The sequence below is a fragment of the Salinisphaera japonica YTM-1 genome (assembly GCF_003788585.1).
GTDB classification, from domain to species: Bacteria; Pseudomonadota; Gammaproteobacteria; order Nevskiales; family Salinisphaeraceae; genus Salinisphaera; species Salinisphaera japonica.
Window position 1 is genome coordinate 65224 of the sequence record NZ_AYKG01000067.1, and the last position, 19509, is coordinate 84732.

Sequence of the window (19509 nt, forward strand, 5' to 3'; positions counted from 1 at the left end):
TGAAATGGTGTGATCCACCAGGCCGGGCGGCGCTGCCTGCTCGGTCGATATCGTTTTCAAGGAAAGCCCATGCGCGTTGCCGATCGTTTGTTGTCCCAGATGCGGTTGCCGGTCATCGGCGCCCCGATGTTCATCCTGTCCAACCCGGATCTGGTGATCGCTCAGTGCCGTGCCGGCATCGTGGGGTCGTTTCCGGCATTGAACGCGCGCCCGGCGGCCGCGCTGGATGACTGGCTGACACAGATCGACGAGGCGTTGGCCGCCACCCGCGAGGCCGAGCCGGAGCGGATGATCGCGCCCTATGCCGTCAACCAGATCGTGCACGGTTCCAATGACCGGCTCGAGCATGATGTACAGGTCTGCGTGGATCACCAGGTGCCGATCATGATCACCAGCCTGCGCCCGCCGGGCGATGTGGTCACGGCCGCCCACAGCTATGGCGGGCTGGTCTTTCATGACGTGATCAGCGTGCGTCATGCCGAGAAAGCCATCGAGGCCGGGGTGGACGGGCTGATCGTGGTCTGTGCCGGGGCCGGTGGCCACGCGGGGACGTTGAGCCCGTTCGCGCTGGTCTCGGAGATTCGTCAGTTCTGGGACGGCCCGTTGATCCTGTCCGGCTCGATCACCAAGGGTGAACATATTCTGGCGGCCCGCGCGCTCGGGGCTGATTTCGTCTATATGGGCACGCGCTTCATCGCCAGCGCCGAGGCCGGGGCGGCTGACGACTACAAGACGATGGTCACGGATTCCTCGGCTTCGGATATCGTCTATTCCAACCTGTTCACCGGCGTGCACGGCAACTATCTGCGCGGCTCGATCGAAAACGCGGGGCTGGACCCCGATGACCTGCCCGAGGCCGACAAATCGGCGATGTCGTTCGGCTCGGGCGGCTCGTCCAAGACCAAGGCGTGGAAGGATATCTGGGGCGCCGGTCAGGGCGTGGGCAATATCCAGCGCAGTGAGCCGGTGGCCGATATTGTGGCCGGACTGGCCCGGGAATACGACGAGGTACGGGCGCGCCTGGGCGAGCTATAGCCCGCCCGGCTGCCGCTGCTCTATTTACGTTTCAAGAACTTGTTCATGATCGTCTTTACTTCGTCGCTGGCCAGGCGCTCGCCAAAGACCGCGGCCTCGGCCTGAATCTGCTGGCTCACACGGGCCGCGTCGATGCCCTGACGAATCAGCTGCTTGCTGGCGGCCACGGCCGCCGATGATTTGGCCGCCAGACGAGCGGTGAGGCTGTCGGTGGTCGTGGCCAGCTCGTCGCGGGGCACGACATAAGCCACCAGCCCCATGCGCAACGCCTCATCCGCCTCGACCACATCGCCGGCCAGCAATAACCGATTGGCGTTCTGTGTGCCAAGACGGGCGGGCATGAGCAGGCTGGAGCCGGCCTCGGGCACCAGCGCCAGGTCGATGAAGGCGGTGAAGAACCGCGCGTCGTCGGCGGCGATGACCAGATCGGTATGCAAGAGCATGGTTGTGCCGATGCCCGTGGCCTGGCCCTGAACCGCAATGACCGTGGCCTTGTCGCAGGCCGAGAGCTTCTGCACGAACGTCAGCGCCGGGCCGACGTCGCCGGCCTGGCTGGCGGCCGGATCACGATCGGCGAAGTCGGCGATATCATTGCCGGCACAGAACATATCGCCTTCGCTTTTGATACACACGACCCGCACATCGTCGCTGGCCTGGGCATGATCGACGGCCCGCGACAGGTCCTCGTACATCACGCCCGTCAGGGCATTGCGTTTGTCGGCTCGCGCGATGGTGATATTCAGGACATGATCGGCCTGCTCGGCCCGGATATACCCGCTTTCCAATGCGATAGTCGTCATGAGAGGCGCTCTTGCGTGGTGTGCCATACGTCAGCGTATTGATAGCACGGCGGGGCGGGCGGCGGCGAGTCGCGCCCCGTGTCACAATCAGGCCGATGAAAAAACTCTCACGAATTCTCGTCACCAACGACGATGGTATCGACGCGCCGGGCCTGGCCGTGGCCGAGCGGCTGGCCCGGCAACTGGCCGATGAGGTCTGGGTGTTCGCCCCGTCCGGCAATCGCAGCGGTACCGCACAGGCGCTGTCGTTGCACGAGGCCTTGCCGATCACCCAGCACGGCCGACAGCGCTACGCGGTCGGTGGCACGCCGGCCGATTGCGTGATGGCGGCCCTTGGCGGGCCCTGGCTGGCCGGGGCCGGTTTCGATCTGGTGCTTTCGGGCGTGAACTGGGGGGGCAATCTTTCGGATTCGGTCATGTATTCCGGCACCGTGGGGGCCGCCCTGGCGGCGGCCCACTTCGAGCTGCCGGCGATTGCGCTGAGCCAGGCGTTCGACGGGCCGACCGAGATCGATTTCTCGGTCACCGAGGCCTGGATGGCAGCCGTGGTGGCCACGCTCTGGCCCATGCGCGGTGATCACGGTTGTTGCTGGAACGTGAATTTTCCCTTCGGCGCGGCCGAGGCCGTTGCGGGCCTGCGATTCACGCGACAGGTCGGCGGGATGATCCGCTCGCCGGAGGTGGCCCGCGCGGGGCAGGGCGCGGACTACAAGCTGTCGTTCGTGCGCGATCCGGCTGCCGTGACCGATCCCTGTGCCGACAGCGTGGCCATTCGCGACGGTTTTGTCTCGGTTACACCACTGATCCGCGAGCGCTCGGACGAAACGCGCCTGGCTGCTGTCGGGGCGGGGCGCGAGATGCCGCTGACAAAACAGGCGCGCTGAGTATGGCCACGACACAACAGCCCAACGACCGCGCCCCGCGCGTCGTGATCGTCGGCGCCGGGGCGATCGGCGGTTTCTACGGCGCGATTCTGTATCGGGCGGGCGCCCGCGTGGAATTGGTGATGCGCTCGGACGCCGAGCACGTGCGTGAACACGGGTTGATCATCGACAGCGATGTCGCCGAGCTGGGCGATCTGTCGTTCACTCCGGCTGGCGTACACGCGGCCTCGGACACGCCGACGCCGGGCGCGGATTTCGTGATCTGCTGCGTGAAGGTATTGCCGGGCATCGACCGCGCGGCATTGATTGCGCCCTGGCTGGGGCCGCATTCGGTCATTGCACTCATCGAAAACGGTATCGATATCGAGCCGGCGATCCGTCAGGCGCTGCCCGATCATCGCCTGGTCAGCGGGCTGGCCTTCGTGGCGGTGTCCAGAACCGGGCCGGGCCGGCTGCATCATCAGGCCTATGGCCGTGTGTCGCTGGGTAACTGGCCGGGCGGTGTCGATTCGGCCGTCACGCGGCTGGCCGATTTACTCCATGCCGGCGGTATTCGGGCCAAGTGCAGCGAGTCGATCGTGGCCGATCGCTGGGGCAAGAGTTTGTGGAACACGCCGTTCAACCCGGTATCGGTGCTGGCCGATGGCACCGATACCGACACCATGCTGGATACACCGGGCGGCGAGACGCTCATTCGAGCGCTGATGGCCGAGGTGGCCGCCGTGGCGGCTGCCGATGGCCATCCCCTGCCAGCCGATGCCATCGACAAGAACATCGCGGCCACGCGGACCATGAACGCCTATCGCAACAGCATGGCGCTGGATCAGCGCAGCGGCCGCGCCCTGGAGATCGAGGCCATTCTGGGCAACGTCTGTGCGCTGGCCGAGCGTTATGAGATCGCGGTACCCAGGCTTGCGATGCTGCACACGCTGATTGCCATGAAACAGGCCGAGGCAGGCAGCGATCGTTCATGAAGCGTGCGCTATAGCCAGGTTTTGACGCAGATACGCCCAGCGCTGACTGCCAGCGGGCGGGGTGACAACGGAGGTGGTTGTGACAGGTGATCGAGATGTCCTCGTAATCTATGACGAACGCATGCTTCAACATCGGCCCGAGGCCGAGGAGCCGTTTCTACCCGGGCGCATGAACAGCCGTGTGCGCGGGATTCTCGACGGGCTGGGGCTCGGGGTGGAGGCCAAGTGGTCGTATCCAGAGCATCCGGGGCGGGTGACGGCTGTTCACGATCTGCTGCTGGCCGAGCCGATCCCCGGCGTGCGGCTCGTGCCCGGGGAGAAAGCCACCCTCGAGCAGCTCCAGCGGGTTCATACCACGTCTTATATTGAAAGCCTGCACGAGTTGGAAGGCCAACAGGCCTGGCTGGATATCGACACCACGGCCATATCCGCCGGCAGCATCGAAGCCGCACAAGTGGCCGCCGGTTCCGTGATCGCCGCGGTGGATGCCGTGTTCGAAGACAAGAGCGACAGCGCGTTCGTGATCTGTCGCCCGCCGGGGCATCACGCCAACGCCGTGCGCGCCCGCGGCTTCTGTCTTTTTAACAATATCGCCGTCGGCGCGGCCCACGCCCAGGCCCATTGGGACGCCGAGCGTGTGCTCATCGTCGACTGGGATGCCCACCACGGCAACGGCACGCAGGATATCTTCGCCGCGGACCCCAGCGTGATGTTCTTCGATACCCACAGAGCGGCACCGTTCTATCCGGGGACCGGCCAGCTCGATGAGGTCGGCGAGGGCCTGGGCGAGGGCACGACCGTCAATGTGCCCTTGCCGGGTGATGCCGGCGACCGGGCCATGATCATGGCGTTCGAGCGCATACTCGTGCCGGCGGTGGAGTGGTTCAAACCGGATCTGATTCTGGTGTCTGCCGGCATGGATGCCCATATCACCGAGCTGTGCATGGCCATGACCTATGACGGCTATTCCGCACTGACCGGCATCCTCCAGCGTCTGGCCGACAAACATTGCAAAGGGCGTCTGGTCATGGCGCTTGAAGGCGGTTACAACCCGGACACCCTGGCTAAATGCACGCGCGCCACGCTGGACGTGATGGCCGGTGGTGAGCCCGTCGAGCCGCGCGAGCCGGGCATGGCCGAGGTCGCCGAGATCGCCGATTTCCATAACTCGGCCTTTGCCGACAGCGAGTGAGCATGGACCAACAGAACATGGCTGCAACCCGTGCGCCGGTCACACTCGTACCGGTCACCAAGGCCAACTGGCAGCATGTGATCGCCCTGCGCGTGGCCGATGCCCAGGCCGAGAATCTGGCCAGCAATCTGTACTCGCTGGCCGAGGCCTATGTCGAGCCGGCCTGCCGGCCGCGCGCGATCGTGGCCGGCCAGACCGTGATGGGGTTCGTGATGTATGAATATCTGGCGTGGTGTGACACCTACAACATCCCGCGCTACATGATCGATCATCGCTGGCAGGGCCGGGGCTACGGCCGGGCCGGGCTGTCTGCGCTCATTGCCGAGGTGGAGGCCGCGGACCCCGCGGCCGCACTCACGATCAGCCTGTTGCCGACCAACGACGGCGCACGCCGACTCTATGCCGGGCTGGGTTTCATCGAGACCGGTGATGTCCATCACGGCGAGATCATCATGCGCCGCGTGCCCGCCACGCCGCGCTGATATGGCCAAGATGCGCAAGAAGGCCGATCTGCCGGAAAAAACCTGCGTGCATTGTGGCCGGCCGTTCACCTGGCGCAAGAAATGGGCGCGCGACTGGCACCAGGTCAAGTACTGCAGCAAGGCCTGTCGATCCGCGCACAAGACAAGCGAGACCTCATGAGCACCGGTATTCTTTGGTTCAAGAACGATCTGCGCCTGGACGATAATCCAGCACTTGTCGCCGCGGCCGGCCAGGTCGATCGGCTGGTCTGTGTCTACTGTATCGATGCGCGCTTCGAGCAGACCGTCGACTACGGCGAGGCGCCACGCGTCGGCCCGCATCGTCGCGGCTTCATCGCCGAGGCGCTGGTCGATCTGGAGCAGCAGTTGACCGAGCGGCATCAGACGCTGCTGACCGTGCGCGGTGAGCCCGAGGACATACTGCCCCGGATCGCCGCTTTCACTGGCGCAGGCGCGATCTGGGCCGAAGTCGAGCGGGCCCCTGACGAAGCCGCCCAGCTCGAGCGGGTGAACGCGCAGCTGCCCGAGGGCTGTGCCCTGATCACGACCGAGGACAATACGCTTTATCGGCTGGCCGATCTGCCCTACGACGATCTGGCCGACGTGCCGGCCACCTTCACCAAGTTCCGCAAGAAGATCGAGGAGACGATCGATAACCGCAGGCCGGTGGCGATACCTGACACGTTGCCCGCGCCGGTCGATCTATCGGAATTGTCGATAGAGCAGTCCGATATCGGCCCCTGGCTCCCCGCCGAACCGCGCTTCGCCGGCGGTGAGCGGGCCGGCCAGGCACGTCTTGCCTATTATCTGTTCGACACCGATGCCATCGCCGATTACAAGCAGACCCGCAACGGCATGCTGGGCGATGATTATTCGTCAAAGTTTTCTCCCTGGCTGGCGGCCGGGTGCCTCTCGGCGCGGCGTATCGCCGAGCAGGTCGGCGTGTACGAAGCGCATGAAACAGCCAATAAATCGACCTATTGGCTGGTATTCGAGCTGCGTTGGCGCGAGTTCTTTCACTGGACGCTGGCACGCGTGGGGGCCGATCTGTTCTCGCGCGGCGGCATCATCGGCCGCGACGACCGGCCGAAGACCACCGATGGCCCGACCATCGCGGCCTGGCAGGCCGGGCGTACCGGTATGCCGTTTATTGATGCCAACATGAAAGAGCTGGCTGCGACCGGCTATATGTCCAACCGGGGCCGGCAGAATGTCGCCAGCTTTTTCGCCCGAGACCTGGCTCAGGACTGGCGTTGGGGGGCGGCCTGGTTCGAGGCCCAACTCATCGATTACGACGTGGCCAGCAACTGGTGCAATTGGGCCACGGTGGCCGGCGTGGGCACCGACAAGCGCGATAACGGCTTTAACGTCCTGTCGCAAGCCAAGCGCTACGACAGTGAGGCCGACTATATTCTGCACTGGCTGCCCGAGCTTGAAGCAGTGCCGGCGAAATGGCGCCACACCCCCTGGCTGGCCGACGCGGACACCCTGGCCGCAATCGACTATCCGCGGCTGGCGAGTCTACCCGAGGCCTGGGACAGATCCTAGGGCCTGTTGCCGTTTCATGCGAGCCCGCGCCAAGCGCTGTTTTGCCGCAAAACAGCGCTTGTCCCGAAGGGTTGGGCCGCCCATAAAAATTGAAGATGGGCGCCCTGCGGCGTTGCGAGTCTTGATCGTGGCACGCCACGATGCTTCGACTCGCGCCTTACAGGCCCCGATTTGCGGTCTCCAACGCGGCGCTCATACGAAACGGCAACAGGCCCTAGTAAGCGGCGGCGTCCTGCTCGTCGATGCGCTTGACCAGATCCATGATGTCGCGGCGCAGGGCCGTGGCTTCATCGCGGGTCATGTCGATACGACAAAGCACGTCGTCGGAGACGCCCTGGGCCTTGTCGCGCAGCTGATTGCCCTTGGCGGTCAGTTCGATGAGCACGCGCCGCTCATCGTCGACGTCGCGCCGGCGCGAAACCAGCTCGTTCTTTTCCATGCGCTTGAGCAGCGGGGTGAGCGTGCCGCTATCCAGAAACAGGGCCTCGCCGAGCTCGCCGACCGAGCGCGGTGCCCGCTCCCAGAGCACGAGCATCACGAGATACTGAACATAAGTGAGGCCCAGCGCTTCCAGTAGTGGCCGATACGCTCGTGTCATGCGATGGGCGGCGGTATACAGCGCAAAACACAGCTGGCCATCGAGCTTGGGGGCTGCCGACGTATCGGCCGATCGGGCGGTCTGTTTCATTTAGGTCCATCCGGCCGGAAATTAAAAAAATTCATGCATGTCATTAGTGTGTCATATCAGCCGGCATGGCTGCGGGGTGGCATCCGATCCTGTCGTGCCGCCAATGCCTCGGCCACGAGCGTGTAAGAGCGCAGGCGCGCGCTTGCGTCGTGAATATTGGACACGATCATCAACTCGGAGGCCGCTGTACGCTCGGCCAGGTCGGCCAGCTTGTCGGCAACCTGCTCAGGCGTGCCGATGATATGTCGTCCGCGGTTTTCATCCACTGCGGCCCGCTCGAAATCACTGTAAGGGTAAGCCGCTGCCTCCTCGGGCGAGGGCAGGGCAGCGAACTCGCCCTTGCGCAAACGCAGCCACATCAAATCGACCGTCTGCGCCAGACGTTGTGCCTCGGCCTGGGTGTCGGCACAGATCACTGATACGCCGAGAATCGTGTGCGGCCTGGCAAAATCAGACGACGGGTTGAACCGGTTTCGATAATCCGCCAGGGCGGCATTCGGGTCCATCGGGCTGAAATGACTGGCAAAGCTGTAGCCAAAGCCGCGCTCGGCGGCAAAGCCCGCGCTCGCGCCTGATGAGCCCAGTATCCAGATCGGCGGCAGGCCAACATCATCGGGCATGATGCGCACGCCGTGATACGGGTGATCGGCCGGGTAGGTATCGCCCGATAACGCCAGCATCTCATCCAGCATGCTGACGAAGTGCTCGCCCGAGCTGGCATGCATGGCGCGATTGGCGCGGGCATCCGAGCCCGGTGCACGCCCGAGTCCCAGATCCACCCGGCCCGGATACAGGGCCTCCAGCGCTTTGAAATGCTCGGCGACCCGCATGGGCGAATGGTTGGGCAACATGATGCCGCCCGAGCCGATACGAAGCGTATCGGTCAGCGCGCCGATACGCGACAGCAACACCTCGGGCGAGGCGCTGGCAATCGCCGGCATGCTGTGGTGCTCGCTGATCCAGTAGCGGGTATAACCGGCCGCCTGTGCCGCCTGTGCCAGGTCGAGCGTGTCGCGCAATGCCTGCGACGGCGCTGTTCCGCTGGGAACAGGAACGAGATCAAGAACTGAGATATCAAATGACATGACGATACGCGTGGGTGCGAAACCATCCGACAATCATGGGGCTGCGATCGGGAGAACCAATCGCAGCGCCGGCCGGTCGATCAGTCGCGTGTCGCGATGATATAGACGGCGTGGATGATGCCGGGGACATAGCCGAAGATCGTTAGCAGGATATTGATCCAGAACTGAAGCCCGATACCCACCTGCAAGAACACGCCGACCGGCGGCAGCAGAATCGCGAGAATAATGCGAATGATATCCATACGATGATGATTCAGATGATTAGTGTGTGATGAAGATGCCAGATTGGCGTGTCCATGGGCTGAACGGGCCATGATCCGCACCATGCATTAAATCCGTTCAGTCTTGGTTAAACGAATTGGATTAGAGTGATTCCAGGATTCGAGATACATACAGGATCACATCATGCGTCGACTATTCATTCCTCTGGTAGCTGCCGTCTCTCTGGCCGGTGCAACGGGTTCGGCCGTTGCCGGCGACACGCTCAACAGCGCGTTGGGCGGCGGTCTTGGTGGGGCGATAGGCGCGGCCGTTGGCGGCTCGGTCGGCGGCCAGACCGGTGCGGTCATTGGTGGCGGCCTGGGTGGCGCCGGCGGTGCGGTGATTGCCGATAAAATCAACGAACGCGACGATGATCGCTACTATGACAATCGGTATCGGCGGGATCGGCGTCATGATGACCGACGTGGCCACTGGGGCCGCTGGCACCGGTAGGGCGTGTCGTCATAAGATAAGGCGGCGCACCGGCGGCCAAGCCGTGGCAAGAACAAGGCATCGCGCGTGCAGCGTGGTTATTCCACGTAAACGAGCCCCTAAAAATCGACTATGGCGCCGTATTGCCGCGGCTTGGCCACCGGCCCCTTCGGGGTTGCTCGCGCCGGACGCGCCATGCCGCGTTACGGACCTTGACCGTGGCCGGCCACGCTCGGCGGCCCGCGCCTTGCCTGACACGCCCGGCGCGAGCAATGCGACGTCATATCTCATGACGACACGCCCCAGCCCACGGCCACCAACACAAGAAAGCCGCGCGATTGGCGCGGCTTTTTTATGCGTGGGACGAGATGGTATTCAGAGCCAATCGGCCGATCAGGCGCTGGTCGCGCTGCGCCCGACCAGACACAGGATGCCGTCGGCCCGGTCGTTTCGTTCCTGGATCAGCTGTGTTTGAAAGCCGTCGTGCCCCAGGCAGGTGCGACCGTTGGCCGGGGTTGAGGCTGTTTTCGCAAGCAGCGTCGTGGGTGCCGGGGACATCCGCGCGATCAGGGGCTGGACACGGCGTTTGAACGCTGCCAGCCGGCTCTCGGGCAGGTCGTGGCCGCCCGGCAGCGTCATCGTCAACGGGTTGTGCGGCACGCCATTGCGTCGGATTTCGAAGTGTAGATGCGGCCCGGTGGCACGCCCCGACTCGCCGACATAACCGATGATATCGCCCTGTGAGACATGCTGACCCGGTGCGAGGTGTGAGCGAAAACGATGCAGGTGGCCGTAGCGCGTGCTGAAACCGGCCGCGTTCTTGATCTCGACCAGACGCCCGTAGCCGCTCATCCAGCTGGCGTACTTGATCACGCCGTCGGCGGCGGCGTGCACGGGCGTGCCGGTTGGTGCGGCCATGTCCACGCCTTCATGCGGACGTACGCGGTGCGTGACCGGGTGTAGGCGATGCATGTTGAAGGGGCTGCTGATCCGGGTATAGGCCACCGGCTTGCGGCTGAACTTCGGTTCGTAGGCATGGCCCAGCCCGTCGTAATAAGCCGTGCCCCCGTCGGCGCTTTCGCCGCGAAAGCTTTCGAGAATACGGTGATTGGTCGTGATGCGGGCAGCGACGACTTCGCCGGTACCGATCTCTTCGTTATCGGCATAGATGGCGTTATAGACCACGGCGAATCGATCACCCTGATGCAGGGTGTCCAAATCGTGGCGATAGCGATAGATATGCTCGAGTTCTTCGGTCACGCGCGACGGCACGCCTTCGCCACGAAGCGACTGCGACAAGGAGCCATCAATCGTGCCCGAAGCCAGAATCTGACGCGTCTGCGTCGGGCGATGATCGATGGCTGCCACCAGCCCGTTGCGCCGGCGATGAACCGACAATGTGCGTAGCCGATCGATCTTGAAGCGCAGTTCGGCCAGCTCACCTGTCGGCGTCTTGCGATAATGCAGTACATCGCCCGGATGGAGTTGCTTGAGCGCACGCGCGGAAGGTTGATGGATCAACGCGGCCCAGGCGCGGGCGGGCAGATCGGCCCGGGCGAACACCCCGGACAAGGTATCGCCTCGGCGTACCGTGAGCTGCTCCCAGGGGGTGATCTGCGGGGTGGTTGTCAGGCCCAGGGCGTCCGCGGCCTGCATCTGGTTGTCGGCCAGCGGCTTGATGCGCATTTCGTGATCAGGGCCGGCAGTCGCCTGATTGCGCGCCGAGGCCAGGCCAACGCCCGGTTGGCCCGGCGTGGCGTGGCCGAGCGTGGTTGCCATGCACAAGGAAAGCCCCAGTGCGCCGGCCAGACCGGTACAGCGTGTTCGCATAATCCGCATTCAAAACCCTCGAGGCAACGCCGTCTCCCCGAATTGATATCTCGACGTTGTAGCGTGACGGCGCGTTACCCGGTGAAAGACCGTGGCACGAGCAAAAAGTTCAATTGTCTTGGCAAAGACACCGTTTATCCATCAAGCGCCGGACGACAATGCCCAGCCGGCCAATGCGATCACGGCCGCGCCGGCAACGGCAGCAGCCCAGAACCCCTTGTCTTTCTGTCCGAAGCCGGCACTGTTTCGAATGAAGCCAAGAGCCACGAACGAGAACAGACCGGCTGCGATGCCGAACATCAACCCGCTGGAAATCGGCAGCGTCGGGTGCATCATCGCAATGGACAGCGCGCCGAGTCCAGTCGCCATGGCCGGCCACCCCACTAAAGCACGAGACCGATCGGCCTCGCGAAGCCGGCGTGCCAGCAGATAGCCGGCCGGTGCCTTGTGCGCGAGGATCGCCAGGCCTGCTGTCCAGCCGAGTGCCGGCAAGAACGTATAGAGCGCGCCGATCGCCACGCCGGCGCTGATGGTGTGCAGTGTTAGTCCGGTCAGTGCCACCTGGTCGATCGCACCGCGAGTCGCCCGGTGTAGCAGGGCGCCGATGGCGATGCCCGTGGCCAGCCCGAGCGTGCCCGGCACGGCATGTTTGATCAGCGCATGGGGCACGACGAATACCAGCGCGGCCGAGAGCATGGCGCCGCCGGCGGCGGCATCGGCCAGCACAATCGTGCGCTCGGACACGGCGCCCAGGCTGGCCAGTGCGCCCACGAGCAGCGCCAGCGCGCCGAAGATCGCCAGGCCAGCCAGCGTCACCAGCCCCTGACACTCGGCCATGACAAGCAACACCAGCCACAACAGCCAGCCGATCCCCAGACAGGCGGTAGCGGCCGGGCCGGGCAGATGATCACGCCACAAGCGTCTCGTCACCGATAACTGCTGTGTCATCGCCGCGTGCTCACGCACGCCTGGATGCCGTTCATGCTGTGGGCCCGGTCGAGATCGAAATTATGGGCCGATAGACGACGGCAGGCGACAGACAAAGAGGACAAACCGGGGGATCCGCGACAAGTGATATCGTTACAAGATAACACGCGTATCCAGGGTATGTCCCGGCTCGTGGGTTCGTAACCCGTCGGCGATCAACCCCGCGGCATACTCCATGGTATGTGCTTGATGGCGAGCCGCATGGCTGTGGGCTCGCGTTCGATCGCGCAGCAGTTTAGGTTGTGCATCCGCCTGCGTGGTTCGTCGATGGAAAGGAGCGTCATGACCGTACGGTCTGTTCTGGGGTTGGTTGTTGTCTGTTTCGCGTCGTGGTGCGTCCCCGCGCTGGCGGCGCCGGCGGATATCAACGCCGAGATGACGCCGGCCGAGGCGCAGAAGATCCTGACCACCACGCGCCCACGCGCCGAAAAAGGCGATGCCTCCGCCCAGTACAATCTGGGCGTGCTCTATGACCGGGGCCTGGGCGTCGAGCAGGATTACGACCAGGCCCGCAAGTGGTATCGCAAGGCCGCCGACCAGCGCTACGGCCGGGCCGAGCACAACCTGGGCATCATGTACGAGTCGGGCAAGGGCGTGGCCAAGAACACGACCCAAGCCGCGCACTGGTTTCGTCGGGGCGCTGACGACGGGCAGGCCGCGTCCCAGAACAACCTCGGCGTGCTTTACATGAAAGGCGACGGCGTGCCGCAGAACAGTGGCAAGGCCGCGTTCTGGACCGCGCGTGCCGCAGCGGCCGGCAATGGGGCCGCGATCGAGAACCTGCCTCGTATCGTCGATGATCTGCCGCAAAGCCATGTCAATGCAAAAGACGTCAACGTGCGCGACCAGCCCGACAGTCAGGCCCGCGTCGTGCGCCAGGCCGATAGTGATGCGACGGTGGTCATTCTGGCGCGCGAGCCGGAATGGACCCAGGTGCTTTTCCCCAAGACATACGAAACCGGCTGGGTCGCCAATTTCCTGCTGGCCGACGGCTTGGCGCCCCTGGCCGGAGCCAGCGATGCTGAGCCGAAGGGTTCGGCCGGCGCGAATGCGTCCTCGGACGAGCCGAGCCCGGACGAACCCGAAGCCAACGACAAGCGTGCAACGGCCGTCGATGAAACACCGGCTGCGACCAGGCCGGCATCGACCGCGCAAGATCAACAATCAGTCGATACGTCGGCCAAGAAAGCGAAAGCCGCCCCCGACACGTCGGACAAGGCCATGCACGTTGGCGTGGGTAGCGCCAATCTGCGGGCCAAGGCCAGCCGCTCGGCCCGGGTGATCGGACAGCTACACCGCGATGATGTCGTGACCGCCCTGGAGCGTCGTAACGACTGGGTACGGGTTCGTACACAAGACGGCATGCTCGGCTGGCTGGCCGGCTATCTGTTGGTCGACGGCCAATAGGCCCGACATAAAAAAAGCCGCTTTCCGATGTTCGGAAAGCGGCTTGACACGTCACGCAGCCCCGGCCGGGTGCGATCAATCCTCGATGGCCGGCGTCGGCCGCACGAGGATTTCGTTGACGTCAACGCTGGCCGGTTGTTCCAGGGCGTACATCACCGCGTTGGCGATGTCCTGATCCGTCAGGGCGTGCTCGGGCGATTCGTCGAAGAATGGGGTATCGACCATGCCGGGCTCGACCAGCGTGGTCCGAATGCCCGTGCCACGAAGCTCTTCACGAACCCCGTAGCCGATCGCGCTCACGGCCCACTTGGTCGCACTGTACATCGAGCCGGAGATGGTGGCTCGCCCGGCTGCCGAACCGGTGATCAACAAATGCCCGCGGCTGGCCTTCAAGGCCTCGGCCGTGCATTGAATCGTCAAGCCAACGCCGTAGACGTTGGTCAGGATCATGTCTTTCCAGACATCCGTGTCAGCGCCGGTGAAGCCACCCGGCTTGCCGCCGATGCCGGCATTGGCGAAAACCGCATCGATTTGCCCGAAGCGCTCGATGACGGTAGCCACCATTGCCTGCTGAGACGCCTTGTCGGTGACGTCGCAGGTGACCGGCAGCGCCACAGCCTCGCCGCCAAGCTCATCGACCAGCGTCGTGAGTTTGGACTGGGTGCGTGCGGCCAGCGCCACGCGATAGCCTCGGGCGACCGCCGCACGGGCCGTTGCCGCCCCGATACCGGTCGAGCCACCGGTGATCAGCAGTACTTTGTTATCCGACATCGGGTCATCCTTTTTCGGCAGGCCTGCTATCGGCCGGTCTGCGCCGAGGCGCGCCGCGGCTTATTCGGCGTGGGTGTGCTCGTCGTGTACGTGGCCGTGCTCTTTCTCGGTGTCGCTGGCTTCACGAACGCCGGCGATGCTGACCGTGAAATCGAGCGTCTGGCCGGCCAGGACGTGGTTGCCGTCGACGGTGACTTCCTCGCCTTCGACTTCCTTGACCGTCACGACCATGGGGCCGGCGTCGGACTCGGCACGGAAGCTCATCCCCGGGGCCAGCTCGTCCACGCCCTGAAAGGCTTCGCGGTTGACCTTCTGGACCAGTTCCTCGCGATACGGGCCATAGCCTTCTTCGGGATCGACGGTCGTCTTGACTTCATCGCCTTCGCCGTGGCCTTCGATGGCTTTTTCCAGGCCCGGCACGATGTTGTCGTGGCCGTGCAGATAAGACAGCGGCTGACCTTCGGCCGACTGATCAATGATTTCGCCTTGGTCGTCGCGCAGGACATAGTGAATGCTGACGACGTTGTCGCGCTGGGCTTCCATAACCGCCTCTAAGCGTGGTGTTTCGTTGATGAGCGAATTAACCTTGCGACGATCGATCAAAAGTCAATGGCCTGACCTGCAATCGATCGTCGCGCGGGTCCGTTCAGCCGAGGTGCGACAGCTCGTCGAGGCCGCTGCCCCCGTCGCCGTAGGCTGCCTTGAAGGTGTCGCGGGCCTTCCAGCGCTGCCAGTGGGCATCGATATGCTCGAAACGCTCGTCCAGGGGCGTTTCATTGGGCCCGAACTTGGAAAACGCCACGGCTGTGGCCAGCGTGATATCGGCGAAGGTGGGAGCATCACCGCCGATCAACCACTCGCGGCCGTCGGCCAGCTGGTTGTCGACCAGGCCAGCGTGGGCCAGGGCCTTCTTGCGCTGGGCTTCACCCCAGGCCGGGTTATATGTCGGTTCCAGCTTGAAGCCGAGGCCCGTGTGGAGTACGTGAAACATGGTCACGATCGGCAACAGCACGTGCAGATAGCAGCGCTGATCCCACATGGCATCGCGTGCGGCGGCCAGCGGATCGTCGCCGGTGATCTTGCGCCCGTCGTGGATCATATCGAGATAACGCACGATTGCCGGCGTCTCGCTCAGGTACTGGCCGGGCTCGTATTCCAGCGTGGGCGCCTCGCCGAACGGGTTGCGCTTCAAGTGCTGCCAGGCGCGCTGCTCGCCGCCCGGGGCCATATCCAGAAGCGTTTCCTGATAGGCCTCGGTGATGCCTTTTTCATGCATGAAAAGACGCAGCCGCTGCGGGTTCGGGAACGCCGAGGGCGCGGTATGAATGATGGGCTTGTCGCTCATGGTTCTACCTTTTCTAAACTACTTGGCAACATGAAAAAGCCGGGCACTGCACCCGGCTTTTCCATGGGTCGTCGCTAGACGAACGCTGGCGCTACGCTCAGCCTTCGAGCGCGGCGTCCAGCTCGATATCAGCCCCCTTGTAAAGGCGTGATACCGGGCAGGCGTCTTTGGCCTTGGCGGCGATGTCCTTGAACTGGCCATCGTCCATGCCGGGTACCTTGCCGCGACAGATCAGCTCGATCTTTTCGATCGTCGGCGTGCCGTCGGTGGAGAAATGCACCTTGGCTTCGGTCTGGATCGAATCCGGCGCGTGGCCTTCTTCGGCCAGCATCGCCGAGAACTGCATCGAGAAGCAGCCGGCATGGGCCGCGCCGATCAGCTCTTCCGGGTTGGTGCCGGTGCCGTCCTCGAAGCGGGTCTTGAACGAGAACTGGCCCTCATAGGCGCCACTGGCCAGCTTCATGTGGCCCTTGCCGGATTTCAGATCGCCTTCCCACTGGGCGTTCGCTTTACGTACGGGCATATCACTTCTCCTTGGAAGTCGAAAACCATCTGCCCTATGAAAATAAGACCTGCACCCCGACAAAACAAGGCGACCGATCGGCTGCATTGTGCAGTCACTTGCCAAGTGCTAGCGTCAAGATAAAACAACGACAGCGCATCTGCGCAGGCTTGGGGCCCGTGAGCGATACCGTAAACGACGACCGATCGGTCGATTCAGACGACGTGCGTAAGGCCGTGACCGCGGCCGGACTCGGCAACGCACTCGAGTGGTTCGATTTCAGTATCTATGCCTACACGGCCAGTACGATCGGCCAGGTGTTCTTTGCCGCTGACTCGGGCGGCGACTCGTTGCTGAAGTCGTTGATGTTCTTTGCCGTGGCCTTTGCGGTACGGCCACTGGGCGGGTTGTTCTTCGGCCCGCTGGGCGATCGTATCGGGCGCTCCAAGGTGTTGGCGGCCACCATCATCATGATGTCGCTGGGCACGGTGATGATCGGGCTGATGCCGACCTATGCGCAGATCGGCATCTGGGCACCGATCGGGTTGCTGGCAGCCCGCCTGATCCAGGGCTTTTCGACCGGCGGCGAGTACGGCGGGGCGGCAACCTTCATCGTCGAATACGCGCCCGACAAGACCCGCGGCTTTCTGGCCAGTTTCCTCGAGTTCGGCACGTTGGGCGGTTATATCGTGGGCTCGGCGCTCGTATTCGTGGTTCAGCTGTCGATGGGTGACGCGGCCTTTACCGAATGGGGCTGGCGTATCCCGTTCCTTTGCGCGGCCCCGCTGGGTCTGTTCGGCCTGTATCTGCGACTGCGCCTGGAAGACAGCCCGGCTTTTGAAGAAGCCCAGGAGAACAACGAAGCCGACGGCACGCTGGGCGAAGTCGTGACCACGCATATGCGCCAGCTGCTGCTGTGTATCGGGCTCACCCTGATTCTCAATATTGCCTACTACACGGTCTTGACCTACTTGCCGAGCTATCTCGAAACGATCCTGAAGATCGGCACCTGGGAAGCCTCGGGCCTGTTGATTCTGGTTCAGCTGGTGATGATGAGCATCATCTTCTTGTTCGGCGGGATTTCGGATCGCACCGGGCGTAAACCGGTGCTCATTGGCGCCTGTATCGGCTTCATATTGTTTGCCTGGCCGGCGTTCTGGCTGCTGTCGTTGACCACCGTGTGGAGCCTGATCGGCGGCCTTGCCATTCTCGGGCTATTGACCGTGATGCTGGCCGGCGTCATGCCCTCGACCCTGCCGGCGATCTTTCCGACGCGCGTGCGCTACGGCGGGTTTGCTATCGCCTACAACGTGTCGACCTCGCTGTTCGGTGGCACGGCACCGTTGATCATTCAATGGCTGATCGGTGAGACCGGTGACAATTTCATACCGGCCTATTATCTGATGGCCGCCGCGGCCATCGCGCTGATCCCGATCATGCTGATCCCGGAAACCGCCAATCGCCCGCTTCCGGGCTCACGTGGGCAGAACATGGGTAAGAAACCGGCGCCAGCAGCCTGAGGCGGTTGACGTGCCGGCCGATTCAGTCCGGATCGGCGGTTTCACTCGAACACGCCGGGCGAGATCGCCGGTTGTCCTGACAACCTACGCGCAAAAAAAAGCCCGCGGCAGGCGCCGCGGGCTTTTCAGGACGGTATCAGCCGTTGATCAGTTGCTGTGATCGTCGGTGGCGTCGTCCATTTCGTCGCCGGCATTGTCCATCGCGTCCGAGGTTTCGTCGGCAGCGTTGTCCATGGCGTCCGAGGTGTTGTCGGCCGCATCGCCCATCGCATCACCGGCGTTATCGGTGGCGTTGTCGAGGCTTTCGCCGGCTTCTTCGGCCGGGCCGTCGTTGCTGTCACAGGCGGCCAGACCCAGCGTGGACACACCCAGAACGGCGGCGATCAGAAGGGCTTGCAGTTTATGGCTCATAGATTTCTCCCTGGTTGCTCTTGAGGAACATGCGTTGACGTATGTTCACTAGAAACTCGCGCTGAGTATAAAGAACTGCCAGCTTGCTGGTATATGAACGCACCCAAGTCTTACACTTTGAATATCGCGCAATTTACGTGTTCAACGTCATGCAACATCCGTTATCAGGCTATCGCGTCATCGATACCACGGCCATGGTGTCCGGGCCGGTGGCCACCCAGCAGTTGGCCGATCAGGGCGCTGATGTCATCAAGGTCGAGCGCCCCGGCGTGGGTGATTTCACGCGGCTGGCCGCCAACCAGCGGCATGGCATGTCGGCCAGTTATCTCAACAACAATCGAAACAAGCGTTCGGTCGCTCTCGATTTGAAAAGCGACGACGGGCTGGCGGCGATGAAACGCCTTGTCGCCCAAGCCGATGTGTTCGTGCAGAACTTTCGGCCCGGTGTCGCCGATCGTATGGGAATCGGCTACGAGGCCCTGGCTGAGATCAACCCGAGGCTGATTTATGTCTCGATCAGCGGTTTTGGCGATACTGGGCCTTATGCCAGTCGCCCGGTCTATGATCCGTTGATTCAGGGCCTGTCGGGGCTGGCCAGTATTCAAGGCGGCGCCGACGATGCCCGCCCACGTCTGGTGCGCACGATCGTGCCTGACAAGTTGACCGGTTACATGGCCGCCCAGGCAATCACCGCGGCGCTGCTGGCGCGTGAGCGCGGGGCCGGTGGCCAGCACGTCAAGCTCTCGATGCTGGATGCCATCATCGATTTTCTCTGGCATTCCGACATGAACAGCCAGACCTTCATCGGCCACGAGATGGATCAGGCCAAGGCGGCCAGTTTCATCGATCTGATCTATGAAACCACCACCGGCTATATCAGCGTGGCAGTTCAAAACGACGGCGAGTGGCATGCGCTGACCGAAGCGCTCGAGCGCCCGGCGTGGCGCGATGACCCGCGGTTTGCCACGGCCGCCGATCGCCAGGACAACGTGGACGAGCGCCTGCGCCTGACCCAGGAGCGCCTGGCTGATGACAGCGCGGAGCACTGGCTCGAGCGCCTGGAGGCCCACGGTGTGCCGTGTGCGCCGGTGCTCACCCGCAGCCAGCTCATCGAGAACGAACAGATTCGGGCCAACGGCATTATCGTCGAGACCGAGCATCCGGTCGTGGGCCCCCTGCGACAGGCCCGCCCTGCAGCGCGTTTTTCTGCCATGGCGTCACCGCCGTATCGCGCCGCGCCGCGCCTGGGGGCCGATACCCGTGAGGTGCTCGCAGATATCGGCTACAGCGAAACCGATATCGAGGCCCTTGTTGCCAGCGGCGCGGCCGTGCCGTTTGATGCCACGAGCGAATGA

22 protein-coding genes are annotated in these 19509 nt (G+C 63.5%); 11 read left to right on the top strand and 11 right to left on the bottom strand.

Translation table 11 applies throughout. From position 1 onward, the window contains the following. Positions 1-69 precede the first annotated feature (69 nt). Positions 70-1035: an NAD(P)H-dependent flavin oxidoreductase gene (locus SAJA_RS14000; RefSeq protein WP_123659288.1), complete on the top strand. Its 966-nt coding sequence runs from the start codon at positions 70-72 to the stop codon at positions 1033-1035. A 20-nt stretch (positions 1036-1055) separates the two neighbouring features. Here the strand turns inward: SAJA_RS14000 and SAJA_RS14005 are convergent, their stop codons facing one another. Beyond that, complete coding sequence (locus tag SAJA_RS14005) at positions 1056-1835, bottom strand: enoyl-CoA hydratase/isomerase family protein (RefSeq protein WP_123659289.1); 780 nt, start codon at positions 1833-1835, stop codon at positions 1056-1058. Positions 1836-1930: 95 nt separating this feature from the next. Here SAJA_RS14005 and surE point away from each other — a divergent pair, with 95 nt between their 5' ends. The 6 genes from surE to SAJA_RS14035 all read left to right on the top strand — a co-directional run bounded on the left by surE (position 1931) and on the right by SAJA_RS14035 (position 6915). Further along, positions 1931-2719 (top strand): 5'/3'-nucleotidase SurE, encoded by a 789-nt coding sequence (surE, locus tag SAJA_RS14010; RefSeq protein ID WP_123659290.1) that lies wholly within the window; start codon positions 1931-1933, stop codon positions 2717-2719. A 2-nt stretch (positions 2720-2721) separates the two neighbouring features. Then, positions 2722-3693 carry a ketopantoate reductase family protein gene (locus SAJA_RS14015; protein WP_123659291.1) on the top strand — a complete coding sequence of 324 codons (972 nt, stop codon included), beginning with the start codon at positions 2722-2724 and terminating at the stop codon, positions 3691-3693. A 121-nt stretch (positions 3694-3814) separates the two neighbouring features. Beyond that, a complete protein-coding gene (locus SAJA_RS14020; protein ID WP_245963341.1) occupies positions 3815-4885 on the top strand; it encodes a histone deacetylase family protein in 1071 nt (356 codons plus the stop codon). A 2-nt stretch (positions 4886-4887) separates the two neighbouring features. Further along, the gene (locus SAJA_RS14025; RefSeq protein WP_123659293.1) at positions 4888-5367 is read left to right on the top strand and encodes a GNAT family N-acetyltransferase; all 480 of its coding nucleotides are present in this window, start codon (positions 4888-4890) and stop codon (positions 5365-5367) included. Between the two features lies 1 nt (position 5368). After that, entirely contained in the window at positions 5369-5527 is a 159-nt protein-coding gene (locus SAJA_RS14030) for a DUF2256 domain-containing protein (RefSeq protein WP_123659294.1), read from the top strand. Beyond that, the gene (locus SAJA_RS14035) at positions 5524-6915 is read left to right on the top strand and encodes a DASH family cryptochrome (RefSeq protein ID WP_184999908.1); all 1392 of its coding nucleotides are present in this window, start codon (positions 5524-5526) and stop codon (positions 6913-6915) included. The genes SAJA_RS14030 and SAJA_RS14035 overlap by 4 nt, the downstream gene beginning before the upstream one ends. A 214-nt stretch (positions 6916-7129) precedes the next feature. On the opposite strand, the gene SAJA_RS14040 is transcribed toward SAJA_RS14035, so the two are convergent. The 3 genes from SAJA_RS14040 to SAJA_RS14050 all read right to left on the bottom strand — a co-directional run bounded on the left by SAJA_RS14040 (position 7130) and on the right by SAJA_RS14050 (position 8930). Continuing rightward, positions 7130-7603, bottom strand: a complete 474-nt coding sequence (locus SAJA_RS14040) for a MarR family winged helix-turn-helix transcriptional regulator (protein ID WP_123659296.1) — start codon at positions 7601-7603, stop codon at positions 7130-7132. Between the two features lie 56 nt (positions 7604-7659). Then, positions 7660-8688 carry an LLM class flavin-dependent oxidoreductase gene (locus SAJA_RS14045; RefSeq protein ID WP_123659297.1) on the bottom strand — a complete coding sequence of 343 codons (1029 nt, stop codon included), beginning with the start codon at positions 8686-8688 and terminating at the stop codon, positions 7660-7662. Positions 8689-8768: 80 nt separating this feature from the next. After that, positions 8769-8930 (bottom strand): YqaE/Pmp3 family membrane protein, encoded by a 162-nt coding sequence (locus SAJA_RS14050; RefSeq protein ID WP_123659298.1) that lies wholly within the window; start codon positions 8928-8930, stop codon positions 8769-8771. Positions 8931-9093: 163 nt separating this feature from the next. On the opposite strand from SAJA_RS14050, the gene SAJA_RS14055 reads away from it, so the two are divergent. Next, the gene (locus SAJA_RS14055; protein WP_123659299.1) at positions 9094-9402 is read left to right on the top strand and encodes a glycine zipper domain-containing protein; all 309 of its coding nucleotides are present in this window, start codon (positions 9094-9096) and stop codon (positions 9400-9402) included. A 372-nt stretch (positions 9403-9774) separates the two neighbouring features. Here the strand turns inward: SAJA_RS14055 and SAJA_RS14060 are convergent, their stop codons facing one another. Together SAJA_RS14060 and SAJA_RS14065 are read right to left on the bottom strand one after the other, a co-directional pair. Then, positions 9775-11220, bottom strand: coding sequence for a M23 family metallopeptidase (locus tag SAJA_RS14060; RefSeq protein WP_123659300.1), 1446 nt, complete (start codon positions 11218-11220; stop codon positions 9775-9777). 132 nt (positions 11221-11352) lie between these two features. Next, positions 11353-12159, bottom strand: a complete 807-nt coding sequence (locus tag SAJA_RS14065) for a ZIP family metal transporter (protein WP_123659301.1) — start codon at positions 12157-12159, stop codon at positions 11353-11355. A 321-nt stretch (positions 12160-12480) separates the two neighbouring features. Between SAJA_RS14065 and SAJA_RS14070 the strand changes: the two genes are divergently transcribed. Further along, entirely contained in the window at positions 12481-13605 is a 1125-nt protein-coding gene (locus SAJA_RS14070) for an SH3 domain-containing protein (RefSeq protein ID WP_184999909.1), read from the top strand. 75 nt (positions 13606-13680) lie between these two features. Here the strand turns inward: SAJA_RS14070 and SAJA_RS14075 are convergent, their stop codons facing one another. The 4 genes from SAJA_RS14075 to SAJA_RS14090 form a co-directional block, all read right to left on the bottom strand. Further along, positions 13681-14376 (bottom strand): SDR family oxidoreductase, encoded by a 696-nt coding sequence (locus SAJA_RS14075; protein ID WP_123659303.1) that lies wholly within the window; start codon positions 14374-14376, stop codon positions 13681-13683. A gap of 60 nt (positions 14377-14436) precedes the next feature. Beyond that, the gene (locus tag SAJA_RS14080) at positions 14437-14919 is read right to left on the bottom strand and encodes an FKBP-type peptidyl-prolyl cis-trans isomerase (RefSeq protein ID WP_123659304.1); all 483 of its coding nucleotides are present in this window, start codon (positions 14917-14919) and stop codon (positions 14437-14439) included. A 103-nt stretch (positions 14920-15022) separates the two neighbouring features. Next, positions 15023-15721, bottom strand: coding sequence for a glutathione S-transferase family protein (locus SAJA_RS14085; RefSeq protein ID WP_123659305.1), 699 nt, complete (start codon positions 15719-15721; stop codon positions 15023-15025). A 97-nt stretch (positions 15722-15818) separates the two neighbouring features. Continuing rightward, entirely contained in the window at positions 15819-16244 is a 426-nt protein-coding gene (locus SAJA_RS14090; protein ID WP_123659306.1) for an OsmC family protein, read from the bottom strand. Between the two features lie 158 nt (positions 16245-16402). On the opposite strand from SAJA_RS14090, the gene SAJA_RS14095 reads away from it, so the two are divergent. Then, on the top strand, positions 16403-17743 hold the full coding sequence (locus tag SAJA_RS14095) for an MFS transporter (protein WP_123659307.1): 1341 nt from the start codon (positions 16403-16405) through the stop codon (positions 17741-17743). Positions 17744-17890: 147 nt separating this feature from the next. Here the strand turns inward: SAJA_RS14095 and SAJA_RS14100 are convergent, their stop codons facing one another. Further along, complete coding sequence (locus tag SAJA_RS14100) at positions 17891-18154, bottom strand: hypothetical protein (RefSeq protein WP_123659308.1); 264 nt, start codon at positions 18152-18154, stop codon at positions 17891-17893. Positions 18155-18303: 149 nt separating this feature from the next. Between SAJA_RS14100 and SAJA_RS14105 the strand changes: the two genes are divergently transcribed. Then, a complete protein-coding gene (locus SAJA_RS14105) occupies positions 18304-19509 on the top strand; it encodes a CaiB/BaiF CoA transferase family protein (RefSeq protein WP_123659309.1) in 1206 nt (401 codons plus the stop codon).

What these genes read in the sequence shown, in the direction of transcription:
- SAJA_RS14015 (WP_123659291.1), top strand. Translation starts at nt 2,722, where the DNA reads ATGGCCACGACACAACAGCCCAACGACCGCGCCCCGCGCGTCGTGATC.
- SAJA_RS14065 (WP_123659301.1), bottom strand. Translation starts at nt 12,159, where the DNA reads ATGACACAGCAGTTATCGGTGACGAGACGCTTGTGGCGTGATCATCTG.
- SAJA_RS14005 (WP_123659289.1), bottom strand. Translation starts at nt 1,835, where the DNA reads ATGACGACTATCGCATTGGAAAGCGGGTATATCCGGGCCGAGCAGGCC.
- SAJA_RS14085 (WP_123659305.1), bottom strand. Translation starts at nt 15,721, where the DNA reads ATGAGCGACAAGCCCATCATTCATACCGCGCCCTCGGCGTTCCCGAAC.
- SAJA_RS14050 (WP_123659298.1), bottom strand. Translation starts at nt 8,930, where the DNA reads ATGGATATCATTCGCATTATTCTCGCGATTCTGCTGCCGCCGGTCGGC.
- SAJA_RS14000 (WP_123659288.1), top strand. Translation starts at nt 70, where the DNA reads ATGCGCGTTGCCGATCGTTTGTTGTCCCAGATGCGGTTGCCGGTCATC.
- SAJA_RS14020 (WP_245963341.1), top strand. Translation starts at nt 3,815, where the DNA reads ATGCTTCAACATCGGCCCGAGGCCGAGGAGCCGTTTCTACCCGGGCGC.
- SAJA_RS14105 (WP_123659309.1), top strand. Translation starts at nt 18,304, where the DNA reads ATGCAACATCCGTTATCAGGCTATCGCGTCATCGATACCACGGCCATG.
- SAJA_RS14035 (WP_184999908.1), top strand. Translation starts at nt 5,524, where the DNA reads ATGAGCACCGGTATTCTTTGGTTCAAGAACGATCTGCGCCTGGACGAT.
- SAJA_RS14040 (WP_123659296.1), bottom strand. Translation starts at nt 7,603, where the DNA reads ATGAAACAGACCGCCCGATCGGCCGATACGTCGGCAGCCCCCAAGCTC.
- SAJA_RS14060 (WP_123659300.1), bottom strand. Translation starts at nt 11,220, where the DNA reads ATGCGGATTATGCGAACACGCTGTACCGGTCTGGCCGGCGCACTGGGG.
- SAJA_RS14100 (WP_123659308.1), bottom strand. Translation starts at nt 18,154, where the DNA reads ATGAGCCATAAACTGCAAGCCCTTCTGATCGCCGCCGTTCTGGGTGTG.
- SAJA_RS14070 (WP_184999909.1), top strand. Translation starts at nt 12,481, where the DNA reads ATGACCGTACGGTCTGTTCTGGGGTTGGTTGTTGTCTGTTTCGCGTCG.
- SAJA_RS14055 (WP_123659299.1), top strand. Translation starts at nt 9,094, where the DNA reads ATGCGTCGACTATTCATTCCTCTGGTAGCTGCCGTCTCTCTGGCCGGT.
- SAJA_RS14030 (WP_123659294.1), top strand. Translation starts at nt 5,369, where the DNA reads ATGGCCAAGATGCGCAAGAAGGCCGATCTGCCGGAAAAAACCTGCGTG.
- SAJA_RS14045 (WP_123659297.1), bottom strand. Translation starts at nt 8,688, where the DNA reads ATGTCATTTGATATCTCAGTTCTTGATCTCGTTCCTGTTCCCAGCGGA.
- SAJA_RS14075 (WP_123659303.1), bottom strand. Translation starts at nt 14,376, where the DNA reads ATGTCGGATAACAAAGTACTGCTGATCACCGGTGGCTCGACCGGTATC.
- SAJA_RS14080 (WP_123659304.1), bottom strand. Translation starts at nt 14,919, where the DNA reads ATGGAAGCCCAGCGCGACAACGTCGTCAGCATTCACTATGTCCTGCGC.
- SAJA_RS14090 (WP_123659306.1), bottom strand. Translation starts at nt 16,244, where the DNA reads ATGCCCGTACGTAAAGCGAACGCCCAGTGGGAAGGCGATCTGAAATCC.
- surE (WP_123659290.1), top strand. Translation starts at nt 1,931, where the DNA reads ATGAAAAAACTCTCACGAATTCTCGTCACCAACGACGATGGTATCGAC.
- SAJA_RS14025 (WP_123659293.1), top strand. Translation starts at nt 4,888, where the DNA reads ATGGACCAACAGAACATGGCTGCAACCCGTGCGCCGGTCACACTCGTA.